21 protein-coding genes are annotated in these 20,466 nt (G+C 52.7%); 6 read left to right on the top strand and 15 right to left on the bottom strand.

The window, feature by feature from the left end; all coding sequences use genetic code 11:
- Positions 1–5 precede the first annotated feature (5 nt).
- Together recO and ACTHSL_RS01970 are read right to left on the bottom strand one after the other, a co-directional pair.
- On the bottom strand, positions 6–740 hold the full coding sequence (gene recO / locus ACTHSL_RS01975) for a DNA repair protein RecO (protein ID WP_338194676.1): 735 nt from the start codon (positions 738–740) through the stop codon (positions 6–8).
- 57 nt (positions 741–797) lie between these two features.
- The gene (locus ACTHSL_RS01970) at positions 798–1,520 is read right to left on the bottom strand and encodes a hypothetical protein (RefSeq protein WP_440380139.1); all 723 of its coding nucleotides are present in this window, start codon (positions 1,518–1,520) and stop codon (positions 798–800) included.
- A gap of 65 nt (positions 1,521–1,585) precedes the next feature.
- Between ACTHSL_RS01970 and ACTHSL_RS01965 the strand changes: the two genes are divergently transcribed.
- From ACTHSL_RS01965 to ACTHSL_RS01950, 4 genes are all read left to right on the top strand, one after another.
- The gene (locus ACTHSL_RS01965) at positions 1,586–1,834 is read left to right on the top strand and encodes an NGO1151 family protein (protein WP_049250219.1); all 249 of its coding nucleotides are present in this window, start codon (positions 1,586–1,588) and stop codon (positions 1,832–1,834) included.
- Positions 1,835–1,891: 57 nt separating this feature from the next.
- The gene (locus tag ACTHSL_RS01960; protein ID WP_440380138.1) at positions 1,892–2,695 is read left to right on the top strand and encodes a basic amino acid ABC transporter substrate-binding protein; all 804 of its coding nucleotides are present in this window, start codon (positions 1,892–1,894) and stop codon (positions 2,693–2,695) included.
- Positions 2,696–2,827: 132 nt separating this feature from the next.
- Positions 2,828–4,090 (top strand): DUF945 family protein, encoded by a 1,263-nt coding sequence (locus ACTHSL_RS01955; RefSeq protein ID WP_440380137.1) that lies wholly within the window; start codon positions 2,828–2,830, stop codon positions 4,088–4,090.
- 233 nt (positions 4,091–4,323) lie between these two features.
- Entirely contained in the window at positions 4,324–4,695 is a 372-nt protein-coding gene (locus ACTHSL_RS01950; protein WP_440380136.1) for a hypothetical protein, read from the top strand.
- Between the two features lie 125 nt (positions 4,696–4,820).
- Here the strand turns inward: ACTHSL_RS01950 and rho are convergent, their stop codons facing one another.
- On the bottom strand, positions 4,821–6,080 hold the full coding sequence (gene rho / locus ACTHSL_RS01945; protein WP_003771621.1) for a transcription termination factor Rho: 1,260 nt from the start codon (positions 6,078–6,080) through the stop codon (positions 4,821–4,823).
- Positions 6,081–6,548: 468 nt separating this feature from the next.
- On the opposite strand from rho, the gene ACTHSL_RS01940 reads away from it, so the two are divergent.
- Positions 6,549–7,076 carry a cytochrome b gene (locus ACTHSL_RS01940; protein ID WP_377077647.1) on the top strand — a complete coding sequence of 176 codons (528 nt, stop codon included), beginning with the start codon at positions 6,549–6,551 and terminating at the stop codon, positions 7,074–7,076.
- 134 nt (positions 7,077–7,210) lie between these two features.
- On the opposite strand, the gene ACTHSL_RS01935 is transcribed toward ACTHSL_RS01940, so the two are convergent.
- The 7 genes from ACTHSL_RS01935 to yajC form a co-directional block, all read right to left on the bottom strand.
- Positions 7,211–7,699, bottom strand: coding sequence for a GNAT family N-acetyltransferase (locus tag ACTHSL_RS01935; RefSeq protein WP_440380135.1), 489 nt, complete (start codon positions 7,697–7,699; stop codon positions 7,211–7,213).
- A 150-nt stretch (positions 7,700–7,849) separates the two neighbouring features.
- Positions 7,850–8,986 (bottom strand): 5-(carboxyamino)imidazole ribonucleotide synthase, encoded by a 1,137-nt coding sequence (locus ACTHSL_RS01930; protein WP_440380134.1) that lies wholly within the window; start codon positions 8,984–8,986, stop codon positions 7,850–7,852.
- 202 nt (positions 8,987–9,188) lie between these two features.
- Positions 9,189–9,476, bottom strand: coding sequence for a GIY-YIG nuclease family protein (locus tag ACTHSL_RS01925; RefSeq protein WP_440380165.1), 288 nt, complete (start codon positions 9,474–9,476; stop codon positions 9,189–9,191).
- A gap of 225 nt (positions 9,477–9,701) precedes the next feature.
- The gene (gene trpE, locus ACTHSL_RS01920) at positions 9,702–11,177 is read right to left on the bottom strand and encodes an anthranilate synthase component I (RefSeq protein WP_440380133.1); all 1,476 of its coding nucleotides are present in this window, start codon (positions 11,175–11,177) and stop codon (positions 9,702–9,704) included.
- A 287-nt stretch (positions 11,178–11,464) separates the two neighbouring features.
- A complete protein-coding gene (secF, locus tag ACTHSL_RS01915; RefSeq protein WP_107970913.1) occupies positions 11,465–12,400 on the bottom strand; it encodes a protein translocase subunit SecF in 936 nt (311 codons plus the stop codon).
- Between the two features lie 2 nt (positions 12,401–12,402).
- Complete coding sequence (gene secD / locus ACTHSL_RS01910; RefSeq protein ID WP_440380132.1) at positions 12,403–14,250, bottom strand: protein translocase subunit SecD; 1,848 nt, start codon at positions 14,248–14,250, stop codon at positions 12,403–12,405.
- Positions 14,251–14,324: 74 nt separating this feature from the next.
- Complete coding sequence (gene yajC / locus ACTHSL_RS01905; RefSeq protein ID WP_041961430.1) at positions 14,325–14,624, bottom strand: preprotein translocase subunit YajC; 300 nt, start codon at positions 14,622–14,624, stop codon at positions 14,325–14,327.
- Between the two features lie 232 nt (positions 14,625–14,856).
- On the opposite strand from yajC, the gene ACTHSL_RS01900 reads away from it, so the two are divergent.
- A complete protein-coding gene (locus ACTHSL_RS01900) occupies positions 14,857–15,834 on the top strand; it encodes a class 1 fructose-bisphosphatase (RefSeq protein ID WP_440380131.1) in 978 nt (325 codons plus the stop codon).
- Positions 15,835–16,110: 276 nt separating this feature from the next.
- On the opposite strand, the gene ACTHSL_RS01895 is transcribed toward ACTHSL_RS01900, so the two are convergent.
- From ACTHSL_RS01895 to ACTHSL_RS01875, 5 genes are all read right to left on the bottom strand, one after another.
- Positions 16,111–16,527 carry a hypothetical protein gene (locus tag ACTHSL_RS01895; RefSeq protein ID WP_107885866.1) on the bottom strand — a complete coding sequence of 139 codons (417 nt, stop codon included), beginning with the start codon at positions 16,525–16,527 and terminating at the stop codon, positions 16,111–16,113.
- Between the two features lie 390 nt (positions 16,528–16,917).
- Positions 16,918–18,063, bottom strand: a complete 1,146-nt coding sequence (galK, locus tag ACTHSL_RS01890; RefSeq protein WP_440380130.1) for a galactokinase — start codon at positions 18,061–18,063, stop codon at positions 16,918–16,920.
- Positions 18,064–18,110: 47 nt separating this feature from the next.
- Positions 18,111–18,965 carry an ion transporter gene (locus ACTHSL_RS01885; RefSeq protein WP_440380129.1) on the bottom strand — a complete coding sequence of 285 codons (855 nt, stop codon included), beginning with the start codon at positions 18,963–18,965 and terminating at the stop codon, positions 18,111–18,113.
- A 188-nt stretch (positions 18,966–19,153) separates the two neighbouring features.
- Entirely contained in the window at positions 19,154–19,756 is a 603-nt protein-coding gene (locus ACTHSL_RS01880) for a DUF4288 domain-containing protein (RefSeq protein WP_440380128.1), read from the bottom strand.
- A gap of 97 nt (positions 19,757–19,853) precedes the next feature.
- Entirely contained in the window at positions 19,854–20,396 is a 543-nt protein-coding gene (locus ACTHSL_RS01875; RefSeq protein WP_440380127.1) for a hypothetical protein, read from the bottom strand.
- Positions 20,397–20,466: the final 70 nt, after the last annotated feature.

The raw sequence follows: 20,466 nt of genomic DNA, 5'->3' as shown, positions 1-20,466 counted from the left end.
GTGGTTCAGGCCGTCTGAAAAGCCTGTATTTGTTGCAGGATGCGGCGCGATTTGATGCCTTCCGGCAGGCGGAAGTCCAGCAGCATCCTGGTGATTTGCAATGCCTGTTGCAGGCTTTCGCCGTTGTCGAAGCGGCCTGCGTGCAGTTGCAGCAGGGTACTGCCGTTTGCGGTGATACCGTTTGCAGTATTCGGTGCCGATGCCAGCAATAGCGGGGCTTGTTCGGCTTGCAGCAGGTATTGTTTTTCCGCTTCGACGGCTGCTCCGTCGGCGTCGTGCAGCAGGTCGGGGGCGTAGCCCAGTTCGGTCAGCAGCCGCCATTCGAAGCGGCGCAGGGCGGCAACATGGTTGTTTCGTGTGCAGATTTCCCGGTGTGCTTCGGCCAGCGCGTCGTATAGCTTCGGATGTGGGTCTTCGCGCGCGGTCAGTTTCCAAACCAGTTCGTTCAGGTACAGGCCGCTGAAGAGGGCCCTGCCTTGCGGTTGGGGCCAGCCGCCCAGCCATTCGGCGCGGTGCAGGGTTTTGAGTTCGGTGTTGCCGTACCATGATGCGTCGATGGGGACGAACGGGACCAAGATGCCGCGCAGTTCGCTCTGCCTTTTGCGCGCGCTGCGTGCCAGCAGGGCGACGCGGCCGTAACGTCGACTGAATACTTCGAGCCTCAAGCTGCTTTCACGCCAGGGTACAGCATTCAGCAGGAAAACGGGTTCGTGGTTGATGCGGTGGTTGCGGTCGGACATGGTGCGGACGAGGCCGTCTGAAAAGCGGTTTGCAGGTGTTTTCAGACGGCCTTGCGGTTATTTGCTGTTGTATTTTACGTCGTATTTCAGTTCGGTAAGGACGTTTTTCAGGTTGTAGTCGAGGATGTCTTTCACCAATTCGGGCATTTCCGAGGTAACGGCCTGATAAAGCTGTTGGTTCAGGTTGGCGGCCTGGCGGGTGATGGCGGTGCGGACGACTCCGTTTACGGCATCGGTCAGGTGAGGCATCAGACGCTGCATCAGGCGGTCGATCAATTCTTGTTCCGACAGGCAGAATACAGGGCGGTTACCCGGTACGCCCTGCGGATTTAAGACGTTCACGTTGACGGGGATGTCGGCTAGGGCGGGCACGGCTTCGGTGCTGTCGGCATTTTCCTCCGGCTCTTCGGCGATAGGCGTTTGCGCGGATTGACGCTTGGGGTTCAGCCAGACGGTCTGCTTTTCCTGGATGTCTTCCGGTTTGATGTTGCCTTGTAGGGCGTTTTGCGCGTTCAGCCAGTCTTCTTCAAGCAGAACGGTGGTGTCGGTTTCGGTCAGCTCGCCGGCCAGTGCGGCATTGTGCCGGGCCTGCCAGCTTTTCAGATAGTTTTTCATGACCTGCCGTTTGAATTCGGCATGCAGGTGGTGTTTTTTTTCTGTTGCTTGTGTCGGTGCGGGAGCAGGGGCAGTGTGTGTTTCAGGCTGCTCAGACGGGCGGCTGTCGCGTTTGGCGCGCATTTGTTGTAGTTTTTTTTCCCATTCGGGTTGTTTGTTCGACATGGTTATCTTCGTCAGTACGGCTTATAATGTCGCCCATTTTAACAGAATATAAGGAGTGTTCGGTGATGGAAGATATCGAACGTCGTTTGGAGTATTTGGAAGAGGCCAATGAGGCGTTGAAAATGCAGAACAAGGTGCTGGTTACGGCATTCAAAGGTATGCTCCGCGGGTTGCCGGCAGAGCTTGCGCAAGATGTGGTGGAATCCGTGCAGCTGGCATTTGAAGATGCGGTAAATGAATTGGTTTACGAAGATAGCCCGCATGTCGATTTGTTTCATGACGTTACTTATGCGTTTTTTCGTGAAAAAGAGTAAATTCATGCTAAAATAAAACGAAAGCCACTTTTAAAAATCAAGTAAAAGGAAACAAACATGAGCATGAAAAAATGGTTGGCAACAGCATTGGCTTGTTCCGCATTATTGACTGCCTGCGGCGGTCAGGGTCAAAATCAAAGCCAGGGTCAGGCATCGGCTTCGGCGGGTGCGCAAGGCGGCGAGAAGGTTTACCGTGTTGCTATGAATGCCGAATTTGCGCCGTTTGAATTTATGGACAGTGCAAACAATATCCAAGGCTTTGATGTCGATTTGGTCAATGCCATGGCTAAGGCGGGTAATTTTAAAGTTGAGTTTAAACATCAGCCGTGGGACAGTCTGTTCCCCGCATTGGGCAACGGCGATGTCGATATCCTGGCTTCTGCGGTAACCATTACCGACGACCGCAAACAAACCATGGATTTTTCCGATCCATACTACAAAATCACCCAAGTGATTTTGGTGCCGCAAGGTAAAACCATCAAATCGGTTGAAGATTTGAAACAGGTGAATAAAGTAGGTGTGGTAACCGGCACGACCGGCGATTTGGCTGCCAGCAAAACCCTCGGTTCGGACAGCACTAAAATCGCCCGTTTTGAAAACATTATTTTGGTAACCAAAGAACTGGAAAACGGCGGTTTGGATGCGGTAATCAGCGACAGCGCGGTAATCGCCAACTACATCAAAAATAATGGCAGCAAAGGCTTTTCTATGGTTGAAATTCCCGACTTTACCGAGGAAAACTATGGATTTGCCGTGCGTAAAGGCGATGCCGCAACAGCCACCATGTTGAACGACGCCTTGAAAAAAGTACGTGAATCAGGTGAATACGATAAAATTACCGATAAATATTTTGCCAAATAAAAGGGCTGATTACCACTATGCCCGATTGAGGCCGTCTGAAAGAAATATTTTCAGACGGCCTTGTATGCTGAATAGTCAGGATGGTATAACAATCAAACGGCACAGCCGGAATACTCAATTAAGGAATAAAGCATGAAAAAAACCGTTATTGCAACATTGGTCGGAATCGCCATCTTAGGCGGCGGAGCTGTCGGCGGCAGTGTTTATGCCGATAAAAAACTGAAGCAGGATTTTTATTTCCAAAATAATCCCAAAGCGGACAAACGTCTGAAAATCACGCTCAAAGAATTCGATATGGGCGTGACATCGGGCAAAGCTTCGTGGACGGGCGAATTTACTCCCGATCTGTGCAATACGGAGGAAAAATTGTCCTTGCGCGGAGAGGACGTGATTACGCGCGGCCTGAGCGGTTACAACATGAAAAGCAAGCTTTATCTGGTTGTGGAAAATGGCAAAGAATTTCTCCTGTTCAACGGCGATACCGATATTTCTTGGGCAGGTGAATTCAACAGTAAGCTGACTGCTCCCGCAAGCTCGTATCAAGACGATGAGGCGGGAATGAAAGTTACTTGGGATGCTGTAACTTCCAATATTTCCGGCGGAAAAGCAGATCAACGCTATTATTTGAGCAAATTCGATTTTGACGCCCCTTCTGTTTCCATGGAAAACATCAAAGCTGCCGAGGAAGGGAAATTCCTTGTTCAAATGAATAATTTGAAATACAGCACGGATACCATTATGGGCCAGGTTGTAAAACCACAGAACGGAACCGCGATTTTTTCTCTAGGTTCATTCAAAGTAGAGGGCCCGGACTTCAATTTGAAGGTAAATAATGTCAAGAGTGAAAGCGAGCAAACGATTAAAGACGGCAAGTTCACATTTGCCAGCCGTAACACCATTGGCGATATTGAGGTTAATCAGGCCAAGTTCGACCGCATACAGCAAAACTTCAGCCTGCAAGATTTGAACGGAGAGGCTGTTGAACGTGCCAACGCCTTCTTGGAGCGAGAAGGGCAAGAGTGCCTGAGTCCGGAACAATCACAGACCGAAATGAAGGAAATTGTCAAACTGCTGTTGAAATCCGGCCTCAAGGTAGACAGTAAAGGCAACCAGATTTACTTGGACGGCAGCATGGTGAAGGCCGATGCAGATGCCTCATTGCCGCCCATTGCTTATGAAAACGACCAGCAGTTAGAACAGGCCGTGATGGAAAAATTGAAGTACAACGCGGCTGTCGAAGTCGATAAGAAATTTATCGAAGGAATATTGAAGCTGATGGCTGTTTACGGAATAGGCGATGGTTCAACCGATGTAGAGGCAACCGTGAAAGAATTGGCTACCGCACTGGATGGCGAAGTTACGGCCGACAAGCTGATTGTCAAACGCAGTAAATAAGCAGGTTGGATTTCGTTTTAATTTCGCCAATCGACTGTCCGACTGACGAAAACTTTGTTTCAGACGGCCTATTCGAATAAAATGGGCTGTTTAATCAATAATATGGCAATCCATGGCGGATTGATTTGATACTTGCGGTGTACGATTGAGGCAATAAGATTGACCCGCTTCAGTTTCAAATTAGTCTGCTGTAGATGCCATATTTTTTATTTGAAAATAATGAAGGATATTTTATGAAATTTTCAAAAGTTATTTTGTTGTTGGCTTTAGGATGGTGCAGCTCGGCATATGCTTCAGCGACTCAAAAATTACCTTTGGATGAGGCAGGTTGTTTATCTAAGCCTTTAAAAATCAAGCGCGGCGGTGCGATATATTATTTTGACAGCCAGACAGATACGGGTTTGTTGCTTTCATTTGAACCAATCAGTCCTGATGTGGTGGTAAGGAATCCAAAGGGTAAAAAGGTTGCATTGGAAGTGGGAAGGATTGGCGGTAATGACGAAGGCGGATTCAGTTTTGCGGAAATCATAGAGAAAGGACGTTACACCATTCACTTTCCGCGAGCAGGAAAAATAGAGTCTTTGTGCATTAACGGAGGGAGTTAGGAACCATTGCGGCGGACAGGCTGAGAAGTCAAAGCGGCAGTTGCCAATCTGCTTATATTGTTTTTATTTCGAACCGCACATTGAATCAAAAGGGCCGTCTGAAAATATTTCAGACGGCCTTTACTTTATTTGCCCCGCATCAATTCGAAGAAATCGTTGTTGTCCTTCGAGGCTTTGAGTTTGTCCACCAAAAATTCAGTGGCTTCCAAATCGTCCATCGGGTGCAGGAATTTCCGTAACAGCCACATGCGTTGTAATTGGTCGTTCGGCACCAGCAGTTCTTCCCGGCGCGTGCCGGATTTGTTGATGTTGATGGCGGGGAACAGGCGTTTTTCGGCCATGCGGCGGTCGAGATGCAGTTCCATATTGCCTGTGCCTTTAAATTCTTCGTAAATCACATCGTCCATACGGCTGCCAGTTTCTACCAAGGCGGTGGCGATGATGGTCAGTGAGCCGCCTTCTTCAACATTACGGGCGGCACCGAAGAAGCGTTTGGGACGGTGCAGGGCGTTGGCATCCACGCCGCCGGTCAGGATTTTGCCCGATGCGGGGACGACGGTGTTATAGGCGCGGGCAAGGCGGGTAATCGAATCAAGCAGGATGACCACGTCTTTTTTGTGTTCCACCATGCGCTTGGCTTTTTCAATCACCATTTCGGCCACTTGGACGTGGCGGGTGGCGGGTTCGTCAAAAGTGGAGGAGACGACTTCGCCGCGTACGGAACGGCTCATTTCGGTTACTTCTTCCGGGCGTTCGTCAATCAGCAGGACGATGAGTTCGGCATCCGGGTAGTTGGCGGTGATGGCATGGGCGATGTTCTGCAGCATCACGGTTTTGCCCGATTTGGGCGGGGCAACCAAAAGTGCGCGCTGTCCGCGTCCGATCGGGGAGACGAGGTCGATGGCGCGGCTGGTGAGGTTTTCTTCCGCCTTGATGTCGCGTTCCAACTTGAATTGTTTGGTTGGGAAGAGCGGGGTAAGGTTTTCGAAGAGGATTTTATGTTTGCAGACTTCGGGGTGGTCGCCGTTGATGGAATCGAGGCGGACGAGGGCAAAGTAGCGTTCGTCGTTTTTCGGTACGCGAACGGTGCCTTCGATGGTGTCGCCGGTGTGGAGGTTGAAACGGCGGATTTGGTTGGGCGAGACGTAGATGTCGTCCGGGCCGGCGAGATATGAGGTGTCGGCGCTACGCAGGAAGCCGAAGCCGTCAGGCAGGATTTCCAGGGTACCGGAGCAGTTAAAATCTTCGCCTTGGCGCATCAATTGGCGGACGATGGCGAAAACCAAATCTTGTTTTCTCAGTCGGTTGGCGTTTTCGATGCCGAGTTGTTCGGCTTGTTCCAGAAGTTTGGAAATATGTTGGGTTTGTAGTTCGGAGACGTGCATAAGATTGTTTTTGTAAGTCAGTATAAGCGGAAATACGGCGCGTGAGGCCGTCTGAAAAAAGTGGTCGGAGGGTGGATAGTGATGGTTTTGTATTTGGAAATATGGAAATTGAATTTTGAAAAATGGGAACCGCCGACGGAAGCGGCGGATTAGCGGGCTGCATTTTATGTAGTGTGGGGCGGGCTGTCAAGAAGGCCGTCTGAAAAATAACGGTGTCTCAAAAGCGTTGAAATGCCGTGGCGGCATTCGGTTCGGGCGGTATGTTTTCAGACGGCCTGTCGGGATAGGGATGCTATTTGGGTTGGCTGTAAAGTGATTAAACATCATTTTAGGTATTTGATTTTTGGTTTGGTTTACTAATGGGAAATGCAGCTTTACCGTACGGCAGGTTTGTTGTCGCCGAGATTTCCTTTACACTGCCTCCCTATCTGTATATTTGATGAAAAACAAAATTTCAAAGGAACCCCTATGACACCTGATTCTTCCCGCTATTACGGTACCGTCAGCCGCCTGCTGCATTGGTTGATGGCTGCTTGTTTTGTTGTAATGCTGGTAACGGCAATTATTTGGAATCTGACCGAGGCCGACTGGGTCGGCAGTCTTTACGGCCTGCATAAATCGTTTGGCTTTATTTTGATGGTGTTGATCGTCGTCCGTATCCTATGGGCGGCTGCCAATATGGGCAAACGCCCGCCCGCCGACAGTGCGGCGGCCAAGATGGGGCATTTGGCATTGTATGCGCTGATGTTGTTTGTGCCGCTGGTCGGCATGATTAGACAATACGGCAGCGGTCGCGGGCCGTTGAAGGTGTTTGGCTTGCAGGTGATGCAGGGTACGCCGGAAAAGGTTGAATGGATGGCGAATCTGGGCAATATGTTGCACGGTAAGATGGCTTGGCTGCTGTTTGTTTTGGTAGCGGGGCATATTGCGATGGTTATTGTGCACCGTATGCAGGGCAATGATGTGTTGCCGCGTATGTTGGGCCGCCGTTCGTAGCCTGCCGCCCTGGTTTTGAAAAGGCCGTCTGAAAACCGGATTTCGGATTTTCAGACGGCCTTTTGTGATTTTTCTTAAGTATCGAGATTCATATTATTACCTGGCCGGAATGTGAACGAAACAGGCGGGGCTTATCAGTCTTCCAGGTTTTTCCGCATCAGTTCGCAGCCTACGGTTACCGAGGGGTTGAGGCGCAGTTCGGCCTTGCCCAGCGAATCGTAACCGTTGAGGCGGTAGAAGCTGACCGAGTTGTTGGAGGCGTAAAGTTTGATAAAGCTCAGGCCGGCCTTGACGGCGAGCGTCTCCGCTTTATGCAGGAGGGCAGTGCCCAGCCCTTGGTTGTGGACGAAGGGATGGACGTACAGCGCGTCCAGTTGCGCCTCTTTCAAATCAAGTTGGAAAAAGCCTTGGATGTTGCCCTTGTATTCAGCTACCCACAGTTCCCGTTTCGGATCGGACAGGGTTTCCAGATAGCTCTCGGGAGCCAGCAGTTCGCGCCATGCTTCCAGTACTTTAGGGCCGTAACCGTGGCGGCAGGTGTATTGCACGGCGTATTTATGAACATAATAAATATCGTCGCAGTCGGCAGGTTGTGCCGAACGTAGAAGGGTAAGGATGGCCATGATGTTTCCTGTGTATTTCAGTTTTCAGACGGCCTTAGAATATGGGAAATGTGTTTGAACTGTCTGAAAAAAGCCGTGTGCAAGCGTTTACACATCGGCGGTACTGATTTTTCAGACGGCCCGGTTATGTTTTAGGCCGTCTGAAAAGATTTACAAAGCACTGTGCAGTTTTTGAGCGGCGGCAAATGCGTCGTCGGCATCGGCGGACAAAACGGTGAAATGCCCCATTTTGCGGCCTTTCCGCGCGGCTTTTTTGCCGTATAGGTGCAGGTGTGCATTCGGATTGCTTTGCAACGGCAGCCAATTCGGTTCGCCGCCGTCTTCCTGCCAGACGTCGCCCAAAATATTCGCCATGCAGCATGAAGAAAGCAACTTGGTGTCGGCGGGCGGCAGGTTGCACATAATGCGTACCTGCTGCTGGAACTGGTCTGCGGCGCAGGCATCCAACGTATGGTGGCCGGAATTGTGCGGGCGAGGGGCGATTTCGTTGACAATCAATTCATGCGTGTCGCCGACGACGAATATTTCCACCGCCAATACGCCGACATAATCCAATTCGTCCGCCAAGCGTTGCGCCATCTGCCGCGCCTGTTGCTGCACGTCGGCACTCAGCCGCGCGGGGACGATGGAGTAAGCAAGAATGCCGTTTTCGTGGATGTTTTCGGCGGGGTCGAAGGTTTGCACGTTTTCATCGTTCAGACGACATACGATAACGGAAATCTCACCGCGCAAATCCACCATTTTTTCCAAAACACAATCCACGCCGCCGTGTTCGGCAAACGCGGATTTGAGTTCGTCCACCGTTTTGACGCGGATTTGACCTTTGCCGTCGTAGCCCAAAGTAGCCGTTTTCAGGATGCCGGGCAAAAATTGCGCACTTGCCTCGCTGATGTCGTCTGAACGGCAAACCGCTTGATACGGCGCGGTTTGCAGCCCCGCTTTGCGTATCCACGCTTTTTCCTGAATGCGGTTTTGCGCGATGGCCACGCAGTCGCCGCCGGGGGAAACGTTGGTATGTTTTGCCAGAAAGCGCATCGCGTCGGCATTGACGTTTTCAAATTCAGTGGTAACCGCTGCGCATTTTGCCAACTCGTCCAAAGCGGCTTGGTCGTCAAACGGCGCGCACAAATGTCGGTCGGCAAATTCCGCCGCCGGCGCGTTCGGATCGGGGTCGAGTACGGTTACTTTGTAGCCCATGGTTTTGGCGGCAACGGTAAACATTCTGCCTAACTGGCCGCCGCCGAGGATGCCGAGCATGGAAGGGGGGAGAATGGGGGATTTGTTCATAGCGTTTTAATCTGTCTGTTGTTTATTTCTGGTCGTCTGAAACCGTTAATCCGTCATTCCCGCGCAGGCGGGAATCCAGAGGGTAAATACCCTGCAATGTTTAAAGATTTCTGAAACCTAAGAGTCTGGATTCCCGCCTGCGCGGGAATGACGAAATTCAAGGGGCACCAGGGTTAATTTACATGTTTTATGGAAATGATGGTTATTTAATAATTTCAAACCATAAATCCTGCCAACTGGGATTTTTCTCTTCAATAAGACGTAGCTTCCATTGCCGATTCCATTTTTTCAGTTGCTTTTCCCTAGTAATGGCGTGTTCCATTGTGGAATGCAGTTCGTACCAAACCAACATGGTTACATGATGCTGATTTGTAAATCCTTGCGTCAAATGTTCTCTATGTTGGTAAACACGTTGGATAAGATTGGATGTTACACCGATATACAGCGTTCCGTTTCTTTGGCTGACGAGTATATAAACGGCAGGTTGCATCATGTTTCCGCAAAAAACTTTAATCCGTCATTCCCGCGTAGGCGGGAATCCAGGCCTCCGGTTTTCAGGAATATTTAAGGATTACCGTCATTTCAAATTTCTGGATTCCCGCCTGCGCGGGAATGACGCGGTAAAGGTAGCTGTTCTAATCAAACGATTGCTGCTTATTGTTTGGATTTTCAGACGGCCTGTTGATTCCTTAAAGGCCGTCTGAAAACTCCAAGGCTACCTATCCAACCCTTCCTGCACCATCTGCGCCGCCCGAACCACTGCTCGGGCTTTGTTCTGCGTTTCCTGCCATTCGGAGGTCGGGTCGGAGTCGGCGACGATACCTGCGCCGCTTTGGACATAAAGCGTGTTGTTTTTCACCACGGCAGTACGGATGGCGATTGCCAAGTCCATGTCGTTGTTGAAACCCCATACGCCGACAGCGCCGCCGTAGATGCCGCGTTTGCTCGGTTCGACTTCTTCGATGATTTCCATGGCACGGACTTTGGGTGCGCCGGAGAGTGTGCCGGCGGGGAAAGTGGCGGCGAGGATGTCCATGTTGGTGACGCCCTCTTTCAGACGGCCTTCGACGTTGGAAACGATGTGCATTACATGGGAGTATTTTTCAATCACCATTTTGTCAGTTACTTTGACTTCGCCCGTTTTGCTGATGCGGCCGACGTCGTTGCGCCCTAAATCGATAAGCATGACGTGTTCGGCGATTTCTTTGGCGTCGCTTAATAAGTCCTGTTCGTTGGCAAGGTCTTCGGCGGGGGTTTTGCCGCGCAGGCGCGTGCCGGCGATGGGGCGGACGATGACGTCGTCGCGTTCGCGGCGGACGAGGATTTCGGGCGAGGAACCGACGATGTGGAAATCACCGAAATCGTAGTAAAAGAGATAAGGCGAAGGGTTGAGCGTGCGCAGGGCGCGGTAGAGGGCGAGCGGGCTGTCGGTGAATTCCATGCTCATGCGTTGGCTGGGGACGACCTGCATGCAGTCGCCGGCGAAGATGTAGTCTTTAATTTTATTGACGCAGGCTTTGAACGGTTCTTCGCCGAACTCGCTGACGGCTTCGGTGTGTTTGCTGCCGAGCGAGAGCGGGATGGCGCAGCTTTGGCGCAACTGGGTGCGGATGTCTTCAAGGCGTTCGCGGGCGCGTTCGTAGCCGTCGGGCTGCGAGGGATCGGCGTAAACGATGAGGTGGATTTTACCGCTCAAATTGTCGATAACCGCCAATTCTTGCGACAGCATCAGCAAGATGTCGGGCGTGCCGAGCGGGTCGGCTTTGGCGGTGTTTTTCAGGCGGTGGGCGAAGTGTTCGAAATTGTAGATGGTTTCGTAACCGAAGTAGCCGACCAGTCCGCCGGTAAAGCGCGGCAGGCTTGGGATTTCGGGCGTTTTGAAGCAGTTGTGGAAGGCTTCGATAAAGGGCAGCGGATTGCCGTCGTGTTGCTCGACGATTTCGCCGTTTTGGTAAACATCGACATGTTTGCCGCCGGCTTTGAGATAGTGGCTGCAAGGCAGCCCGATAAAGGAATAGCGGCCGAAACGTTCGCCGCCGACAACGGATTCGAGCAGGTAGGTATAGGGGCGGTTGGCGAGTTTGAGATAGAGGGAAAGCGGCGTATCCAAGTCGGCAAGGAGTTCTTGCACGAGCGGGATGCGGTTGTAGCCTTGGGCGGCTTGGGCTTGGTATTCTTGTTTGCTGATCATGTTTCACTCCGTTGAAGCGGATGTTTCAGACGGCCTGGCAATATAGTGCGGATTAACCCAATTATGGCTTCAGTGCGGTGTTATTTTTTTACGCTATTCGAATCGGCTTTGATTGGCGGCCGGGTATTGTCAAGCGAAGTTATCTGTTCAACGTGCCATGGATGTTAAAAAATGTGAAAAGTATAACAGTTTATCGCTTGGTGGTGAATGAGGCCGTCTGAAAGGAAAAGGCCGTCTGAAAAACGGATGATTCCTTTTCAGACGGCCTTCGTATACGGCCGGCCGTTTTAGACGACGGCTTCTTCTTTTTTCTCTCTGACGCGGCCGATGTTCTCACGGCTGAGACCGAATAACAGCAGCAGCGGGCTGGCGACGAGTACGGAAGAATAAACGCCAAAGACGATGCCGATGGTCAGCGCCATGGAGAAACCGTGCAGTGCCGCACCGCCGAACAAAAGCATGGAGATAACCATAGCCTCGGTAGAGCCGTGGGTGATGACGGTACGGCTCATGGTGGCGGTAATGGCGTTGTCGATGACTTCCGGCACGGTGTGGTTACGCATCGCACCTTTGCGGAAGTTTTCGCGGATACGGTCAAACACAACCACCGATTCGTTTACAGAATAACCCAACACTGCCAGCACGCCCGCCAATACGGTCAGGGAAAACTCCCATTGGAAGAGGGCGAAACAGCCGAGGATGATGATGACGTCGTGCATGTTGGCGATGATGGCCGAGACGGCGAAACGCCATTCGAAACGCATCGACAGGTAGATGATGATGCCGACCACCACCATGCCCAATGCAATCAGGCCGTTATGCACCAACTCGTCGCCGACTTGCGGACCGATGAATTCCACTTGGCGCAGTTTGGCCGAGGCATCCTGTTTTTTCAGGATGTCCATAGTTTGGTTGGAAAGCTGGGCCGATGTGGTGCCTGCTTTGTTCGGCAGGCGGATCATCAAGTGTTTGTTGGTTCCCAAGGCCTGAACCTGAATTTCGCCCAGTTGCAGGCTGTTTAGGCTGTCGCGCACTTTATCGACTTCCGCACCTTGTGCGTATTCGACTTCCATAACTGTGCCGCCGGTGAATTCCACCGAATAGTTCAGGCCTTTTGTTGCAAGGAAAAATACGGCGAGTATGAAGGTGGCCAACGAGATGAATGTCGTCAGCTTGCCGTATTTCATAAACGGAATATCGCGTTTGAAACGGAACAGTTCCATGGTTACTCCTTATCCGCAGCCACGGCCGGTTTGATATCGCCGCCGATGGAGATGCTTTGCAGTTTGCGTTTGCGTCCGTACCACAGATTGACGAACATACGGGATACGACGACCGACGAGAACATCGAGGTCAGAATGCCCAGACAGTGCACCACGGCAAAGCCGCGTACCGGGCCGGAACCGAACAGCAGCAGGGCGATGCCGGCAATCAGCGAGGTGATGTTGGAATCGACAATGGTATCCCAAGCATGTTTGTAGCCCTCAAAAATTGCGGCTTGCGGTTTGGCACCGTCGCGCAGTTCTTCGCGGATACGTTCGTTAATCAACACGTTGGAGTCGATTGCCATACCCAGCGTCAATGCCATGGCGGCGATGCCCGGCAGGGTCAGGGTGGCGCCGAGGAAAGACAGGGCGGCAACCAGCAGCAGGATGTTGGCGACCAGCGCAATTACGGAAAACACACCCATCAGGCGGTAGTAAACCACCATGAACAGGGCGACGGCGGCAAAACCCCACAGGGTGGAATCCACGCCTTTTTTGATGTTTTCCGCTCCGAGCGAGGCGCCGATGGTGCGCTCTTCGACGATTTCCATCGGTGCGGCCAGCGAACCGGCACGCAGCAGCAGGGAAATATCTTCGGCCTCGGCAAACGACATGCTGCCGGAGATAATGGTTTTACCGTTCGGAATCGGTTCGTTGATTTGCGGTGCGGTGACGACTTCTGCTTTACCTTGGTCAATCAGGACCATTGCCATGCGTTTGCCGACGTTGTTGCGTGTCAGGTCGGCGAAGATGGCGGCACCGGAGTTGTTGAAGCTGACGCTTACTCCGGGTTGGCCTTTTTCGTTGCGGTCGGGCTGTGCATCGTCAATATCTTCCCCGGTCAGCTCGACTTGCTTGCTAATCAGCAGGGGCTGCGGCATATCGCCGGAGGTATACAACAGTTCGTAACCTTCGGGTACGTTGCCGTCTAAGGCTGCTTGGACGGCGTTGGTATCGTCGCTTACCATGCGAACTTCCAGGGTGGCGGTACGGCCGATGATGTCTTTGGCTTTGGCCGTGTCTTGCACGCCGGGCAGTTGCACGACGATGCGGTCTACACCCGCCTGCTGGATAATCGGTTCGGCTACGCCCAATTCGTTCACACGGTTGTGCAGGGTGTTGATGTTCTGCGCCACGGCCTGTTTGCGGATATTGTCCACGGCCTGCTCCGAAAGGGTGAGAATCAGGCGGCTGCCGTCGCTGGTGAGCGTGGCTTCGGGGAACATATTTTTGAGCGTCGGCAGGATTTTGTTCAGGTCGGCTTCGTCTTGGAAGGGGACGGCCAGGCTGTTGTCGTTCTGCACGATGGTGCCGACGCGGATTTTTTCGCGGCGCAACTCGCGGCGGATGTCGCCGGCGTAGCGGTCGAAGGTTTTCTGCATCGCGGCCTTCATGTCCACCTGCATGGTGAAATGCACGCCGCCGCGCAGGTCGAGGCCGAGGAACATCGGGTTGGCACGGATTTTCGCCATCCACTCGGGCGTGTTGGCGATTTGGTTGAGGGCGGTGATGTAGCCTTCGCCCAAGGTGCTTTCAATCACCGAACGCGCCTTCATTTGGGTTTGCGAATCTTTAAAACGCACTTTCAACGAGCCGTTGGCGATGAACATGCCGTCGTCGGGAATGTTGGCCATACGCAGGGCTTCGCTGACGCGCGCTTCGGTTTGGCTGTTGATGGCGAGGGATTGGCGGTTGGTCGAAATCTGCACCGCCAGGGTGTCGCCGAAGAAGTTCGGCAGGGTGTAGAGCAGGCCCAGGCCGAGTATGGCGAGAACCAGCAGGTATTTCCACAAGGGATAACGGTTCATAATCAAACCTTCGGGATGAGGCCGTCTGAAAATCCGGTTTCAGACGGCCTGTTCGGAATCAATCTTCTGACGGCTTATGCATCGGTTCTTTTAGCCGCCACGGCATGGCGTTCCACTTCGACTTCGACGTTGCGCGCGATTTCGACAGTGAAGAATTTTTCTCCGACTTTGGTGATTTTGCCGGTAAAGCCGGAAGCCAGAATCACTTTGTCGCCGGTTTTCAGTTCGGCCAGCATGGCTTGGTGGGCTTTAAATTTTTTCTGCTGCGGACGCAGGATCAGAAAATAAAATACCACTAAAATCAGTGCCAACGGGGCAAACGACATCAATCCGCCGGGTTGTGCGGCATCTGCGGCATAAGTTAGTCCAATCATGGTTTCTATCCTTGGTTTGAGAAATGGCGGCGGCATGCTGTATGCCGCAGGAAACGGAGTATTTTAAAGGCCGACGGGATTTTTTCCAAGAAATTTCGCCTTTTGCCGCGGCAAAATCGGAAAAAGGCGCGGATAAGTGCGGCTGCGGCTTGTTCAGGCCGTCTGAAAAGGGTATAAACGGCGGCTTCGATTGTTTCAGACGGCCTGAATGCCGAACCGATAGGGAGCAGCCATGAATACCACCTTCTCACAATTTTTACCCGAACACCTGCGCCGGCATAATCTGCCGCCCGAACTGGGCGAAACGGCGGCAACCGTCGTTTCTGCCTGCGTGCAGATCGGCCGGCTGGTGCGGTTGGGCGCGCTTGCGGGAGTGCTCGGTACGGCGGGCAGCGGCAACGTGCAGGGCGAGGAACAGAAAAAACTCGACGTGCTGGCCAATGATTTGCTGATAGACGCGCTGCGGCATAACCCGCAGGTGGCGGGGTTGGCCAGCGAAGAAGAAGACAGCTTCGTCGCCTGCCATGAAAACGGCCGCTATCTGGTGCTGTTCGATCCTTTGGACGGTTCGTCCAACATCGATGTCAATATTTCCGTCGGCACGATTTTTTCCATCCTGCTCAAGCCCGAAGGCGGACTGGATACGGCCTCTTTCCTGCAAAGCGGAGAAAACCAGGCGGCGGCGGGCTATGTGCTGTACGGCCCGCAAACCCAGTTGGTGATTACCTTCAAGCACGGCGTGTATGTTTTCACTTTGAACGAAGGCGGCGATTTCGTCTTAACGCAACAAGAGCCGCAGGTTCCGGTGCAGACCAAAGAATTCGCCATCAACGCATCCAACCAACGCCATTGGCTGCCGCCCGTCCAGCAGTATATCGCCGAGTTGTTGGCAGGCGAAACCGGCGTGCGCGGCAAGAATTACAATATGCGCTGGGTGGCCAGCATGGTGGCCGAAGTGCACCGCATCCTGATGCGCGGCGGGGTATTTATGTATCCGCAGGATAAGCGCGATCCGTCTAAGCCGGGCAAGCTGCGCCTGATGTACGAAGCCAATCCGATGGCCCTGATTATGCGGCAGGCGGGCGGTGCGGCCAGCAACGCCGTTCAAGATATTCTAAGCATCCGCCCGGAAGGCCTGCATCAGCGCGTCGCCGTGGTTTTGGGCAGCCGCGAGGAAGTGGATTATGTGAACAGGCTGCATCAAGGATAACGGCTGCGTCGGGCATAAAAAGGCCGTCTGAAAACGGGGAAACCGGTTTTCAGATGGCCTTTTTACAGCCGGTATGGGCAGGGGTAATATGTAGACTGCTTTTCGCAAACGCGAAAATTTGTGTGCGGCACTCGGGCACTTAGACAGGATTCTGTATTTCTTAATACTGGTGAAGTTCCGTTTTCAGACGGCCTTCGGGCAGAGTATCAGATTCGGTTATAAGGTTCATGGCTACCATAACGTGCGATGCAACACGACAATGAATGTCCACAGGTATCAGGCAGCTCGAAACTGCAGACGGTAAAGCAGCAATAACGTAGGTACGATGGTTATAGCGATAGGAGTGGCTGCCAGCTGCCATACGCTATGAAGGGTTTCAGTAAAACTGTATGTGCTCCAACTGCCTTCGTAAGCATTCCATATTTCCATATCTGCACAAAACCACAAACCGGCCAGCCACAACCCGCCGACGGCAAAACGGATGTGCGGGCAGCGTTTCAGCAGAGGGATGGCAGATACCGAAGCATACAGCAGCAAAACGACCAGCGTATCAATGATGATGCTTATGTAATAGCTGCAATAGATGCTGTCGGAAAGGCACCCGCCGTCCATACTTCCGCTTAAATTATGCGTTACCCAATACAGTTGGGTAAGGGTGGCGGCGGCTATTACCGGTACGACGCTGGGCAACATAGATTTCCTTTGATTGAATCATTCCGTATCCTTGGGCAGTCTGCTTTAGATCTGATTGTTTAGCCAGACTGACAACAAAGTTTCAAGTTCCTCAAATTGACGTGCACCGCTTCTTCCAAGGTTTCTTTATGGGTTGTTTCGGATGCTCAGAGGGATTCGCTTAAAGTCCGTACTTCTTTCCGTGCAACAAAACAGATTGGTGTGGATGCCCGTGCTTTCGGACAACCGTTTCTTTTTCCTTTTGGGCGGGTATATTACCACAGTGTGGGTAAATGAATGAGTCATGCGCCGCACATCAGGCCGCCTTGCCCTCAACACTTTTTCAGCGGATGAAGGAATGGGACGGAACGGCCGTTGCCGCGCAAGGCCGTCTGAATCCCCGAGCCGTTTTCAGACGGCCTCTTTCGCTACGCTGACACCTTCGTGCGCGGTGCAGACGAAGACTTCTTCTTTCAGCCCCGTGCGTGCCTGGTAGTTTGCCGCCAGATGCTGTTTGACGGGTTCGACCAGGTGGTGCGGCAGCAGGGCGACGATGCAGCCGCCGAAGCCGCCGCCGGTCATGCGCACGCCGCCTTGTTCGCCGATGATTTCGTGTACCAGTTCCACCAGCGTGTCGACGGCGGGGTGGGTGATTTCGAAGCCGTCGCGCATACCCGTGTGGCTTTCGGCCATCAGGCGGGAGAGGGTGGGGACGTCGTTGCGGCGGAGTGCTTCGGCGGCATCCAGCGTGCGGCGGTTTTCTTCGATGATGTAGCGGGCGCGGCGGGCGGCGGTTTCGTCCAAACCTGTTTTGCCGGCCTCGAATTGTTCCAAGGTCAAGTCGCGCAGGGCTTTGACGCCGAAGTGGGCGGCGGCGGTTTCGCACTGGCGGCGGCGGGTGTTGTATTCGCTGCCGACCAGGCCGCGTTGTACGTGGGAATGGATAATCATGACGCTGAGCGTGTCGGGGACGGGGATGGGCGCGGTGTGCAGGCTGCGGCAGTCGATGAGCAGGGCGTGGCCGCGTTGTCCGCACGCGCTGGCGAGTTGGTCCATGATGCCGCATTGGCAGCCGACGAAGCGGTTTTCGGCGTATTGGCCGATTTTGGCCAGCATGGGTTTGTCGGCGGACAGGTCGAAGGCCGTCTGAAACACTTGGGCGACGGCGACTTCCAATGCGGCGGACGAACTCAGGCCCGCGCCCTGCGGCACGTTGCCGCTGACGGCGATATCGAGGCCGTCTGAAAAGGCGAAACCGTGTTCGCGTAATGCCCAAACCACGCCGCGTATGTAGTCCGCCCATTGTTTGCCGGAGGATTCGATGGCTTGGGCGAGGGAAAATTCGTCGCTTTCGCCGTAATCGGCGGCATATACGCGCACGGTGTCCGTGCCGTTTTTGGCGGCGGCGGCGCAGGTGGCGAAATCGATGGCGCAGGGCAGGACGAAGCCGTCGTTGTAGTCGGTGTGTTCGCCGATCAGATTGACGCGGCCGGGTGCGCGGACGGTAAATTCCGGCCGGCGGCCGAATTGGCTTTTAAAGATTTGTGAGAGGTTCATAAGGTTCTTTCGGTTGGTGTTTGTCGGGATGTTGTTCGGTTTGCGGGTCAGGCCGTCTGAAAACTATCGCGGTGATTGTTCGCGCAGCATGGCTTTGATTTCGGCGAGTTCCCGATGAAGGCGTTCGATTTCGTCTTTGCTGACGGGCAGTTCGCCGTCTTTGGTTCCAGCCCGGCCTGTTTGTCCGTTTCTTCGCCGTCCGCGCCCAAGTTTGCCATGGTGTCCACAATCACGGCGACGAACAGGTTGAGCATCACAAAGGCGGAAACCAGGATGAACGGGACGAAAAACAGCCATGCGTGCGGATACACTTCCATCACCGGGCGGACGATGCCCATCGACCAGCTTTCCAGCGTCATGACTTGGAATAGGGTGTACAGCGAATTGCCGAGGCTGCCGAACCATTCGGGGAAGCGTTCGCCGAAGAGCGTGGTCGCCATCACCGCGCCGACATAAAATAGAATCCCCATCAGCCTGGCAATCGCGCCGATGCCGGGCACGGCCTGCAGAATCGCATCGGCAATGCGGCGCAGCTGCGGCATACGGTTGATCAGGCGCAGCACGCGCAAGACGCGCAGCGAGCGGACGACGGAGAACACGCCGGCGTTCGGCAGCAGGGCGACGGCGACGACGAGGAAGTCGAAAACATTCCAGCCGTCGCGGAAAAAACGCCGCCCGAGCGCGATGAATTTTGCCGCCAGTTCGACAATGAAAATGCCCAATGCGAGCATGTCCAGCCAGTGCAGCAGCGTGCCGTGGCGGGCGACGATGCCGTGCGAGGTCTGCAGGCCGAGTACGACGGCGTTCAGTACGATGATGAGGAGGATGATCAGCTGCGTGGTCGGGTGCAGGACGACCGCGCCGATTTTTTGCCGCCATGCGGCAGGGGTAGGTTGAGTCATGATGCGTGCCAAGTCGGTGGTGGTTGTATCTGCGGGCAGGCAGGCCGTTCGGCTTATGCCCGCCCGAATAAGGAAAAAGCCCAACGGACAGGCTTTTTACGGGGTGTGTATTGTATCAATTTTTTCAGACGGCCTGCATGGATTGGGGCCGTCTGAAAAAATAATGGCACACGGGCCGGCGGAGGGCTTCAGCTTTCGGCAAACCGTTCGCGCGGCAACACCCATTTTTGCAGGTTTTTGAGTTTGCGCGGCGGCCGCGAGGTAAACGCGATTTCCGCCCCGTCTCCGAGTGCTTCGTAAATCGGCAGGATGTCGGTGATGTCGACCAGTTTCCATTGCACATCCTGCTGATGTTCGTTGGTGTAGGACGTTTCGTTTTCCCGTGCGATGCGCAGGGTTTTGTCGTAGGCTTCCAAACTGCTGTCGGCGCGGATAAGCACGGTGTTTTCATACGATAGGAAGCGCGCTTCCGGGTCTTGCGCGGACGGGCTGCCGGCAAGGGTCAGCCGCAAGAGGTAGGAGCAGTAATACCAACCGGTCGGCGAGCGGGTGTTCGGCATGGTTTTCCTTTCTGTGGCGACGGGGTGGGGCATGGCGGCGGGACGGTAACGGCGCATACCATACGCAAACCGCCACCGCAGTGCAAACGAAATCAGGTATTTGCTTGTTTGCTTCGGCGTTTCAGGCAGTTTGAAACCAGACGGCGGGTACTGACGGGGCGGTGTGCGCCGTCCGGTTATGCGGGTCGGTGATGAAACGGTCGGAAACAGCCTGAATCTTTCAGACGGCATCAGAGGCCGTCTGAAAAGAGGGCAAGCTTTTCAGACGACTTTTGTAAAGGTTAGATTTTCACCCCGACTTCCTCTTACTTCTTAAGAATAGCCTATATTATTCTAGAATAAAGTAAAGATTTCCCATATTGTCTATATTATATAATTCTAGGAATTGCATTTTTAAATTATTCTCTATGACCATCTTTTTAAATTCATCCGTAACCCCATATATATAAGGTTTTAGCTTATCTCTAAATATGTACTTATAAGAAATATCTTTATAACAATCTAGAGATTTATTATCTAAAAAATCAATACTATTTTTTATATACAAAGCATATATTTTAGATGGAGTATTGTTGATTAAACATGGAAAAAATAGGGCCTCCTCTTTCAATTTATCCTGTGAAATTTCAAGAAATTTTTTTGAAAACAATAAAATCCCTGAAGATGAGAAATAAAAATCTGCATCCAAAATTTCAGAAAGTTGAAATTCAAACTCATCGTCATATGTCAGATTTATACGAGGTTTTTTTAGGAAGCTATCATCAATATTAAATTTAAAATAGTCTGAAATGTTATCTTTGTTGTTACCTTTTAAATTAAAAGAAAAATCGACATTAATGTTTTTTGGGGGAAAAATTGTATAGAGTTGCATATTATCTGATCCTATTTTTTCTTGCGATTTAAAGGGGCTGCGCAAGTATATTTACCTGTTTTAGTACCAA

Source organism: Neisseria sp. P0008.S010 (genome assembly GCF_051962715.1).
In the GTDB taxonomy this organism is placed as follows: domain Bacteria; phylum Pseudomonadota; class Gammaproteobacteria; order Burkholderiales; family Neisseriaceae; genus Neisseria; species Neisseria elongata.
Note: the sequence above shows the minus strand (reverse complement) of the source record. Positions and strands in the feature narration are given on the sequence as shown.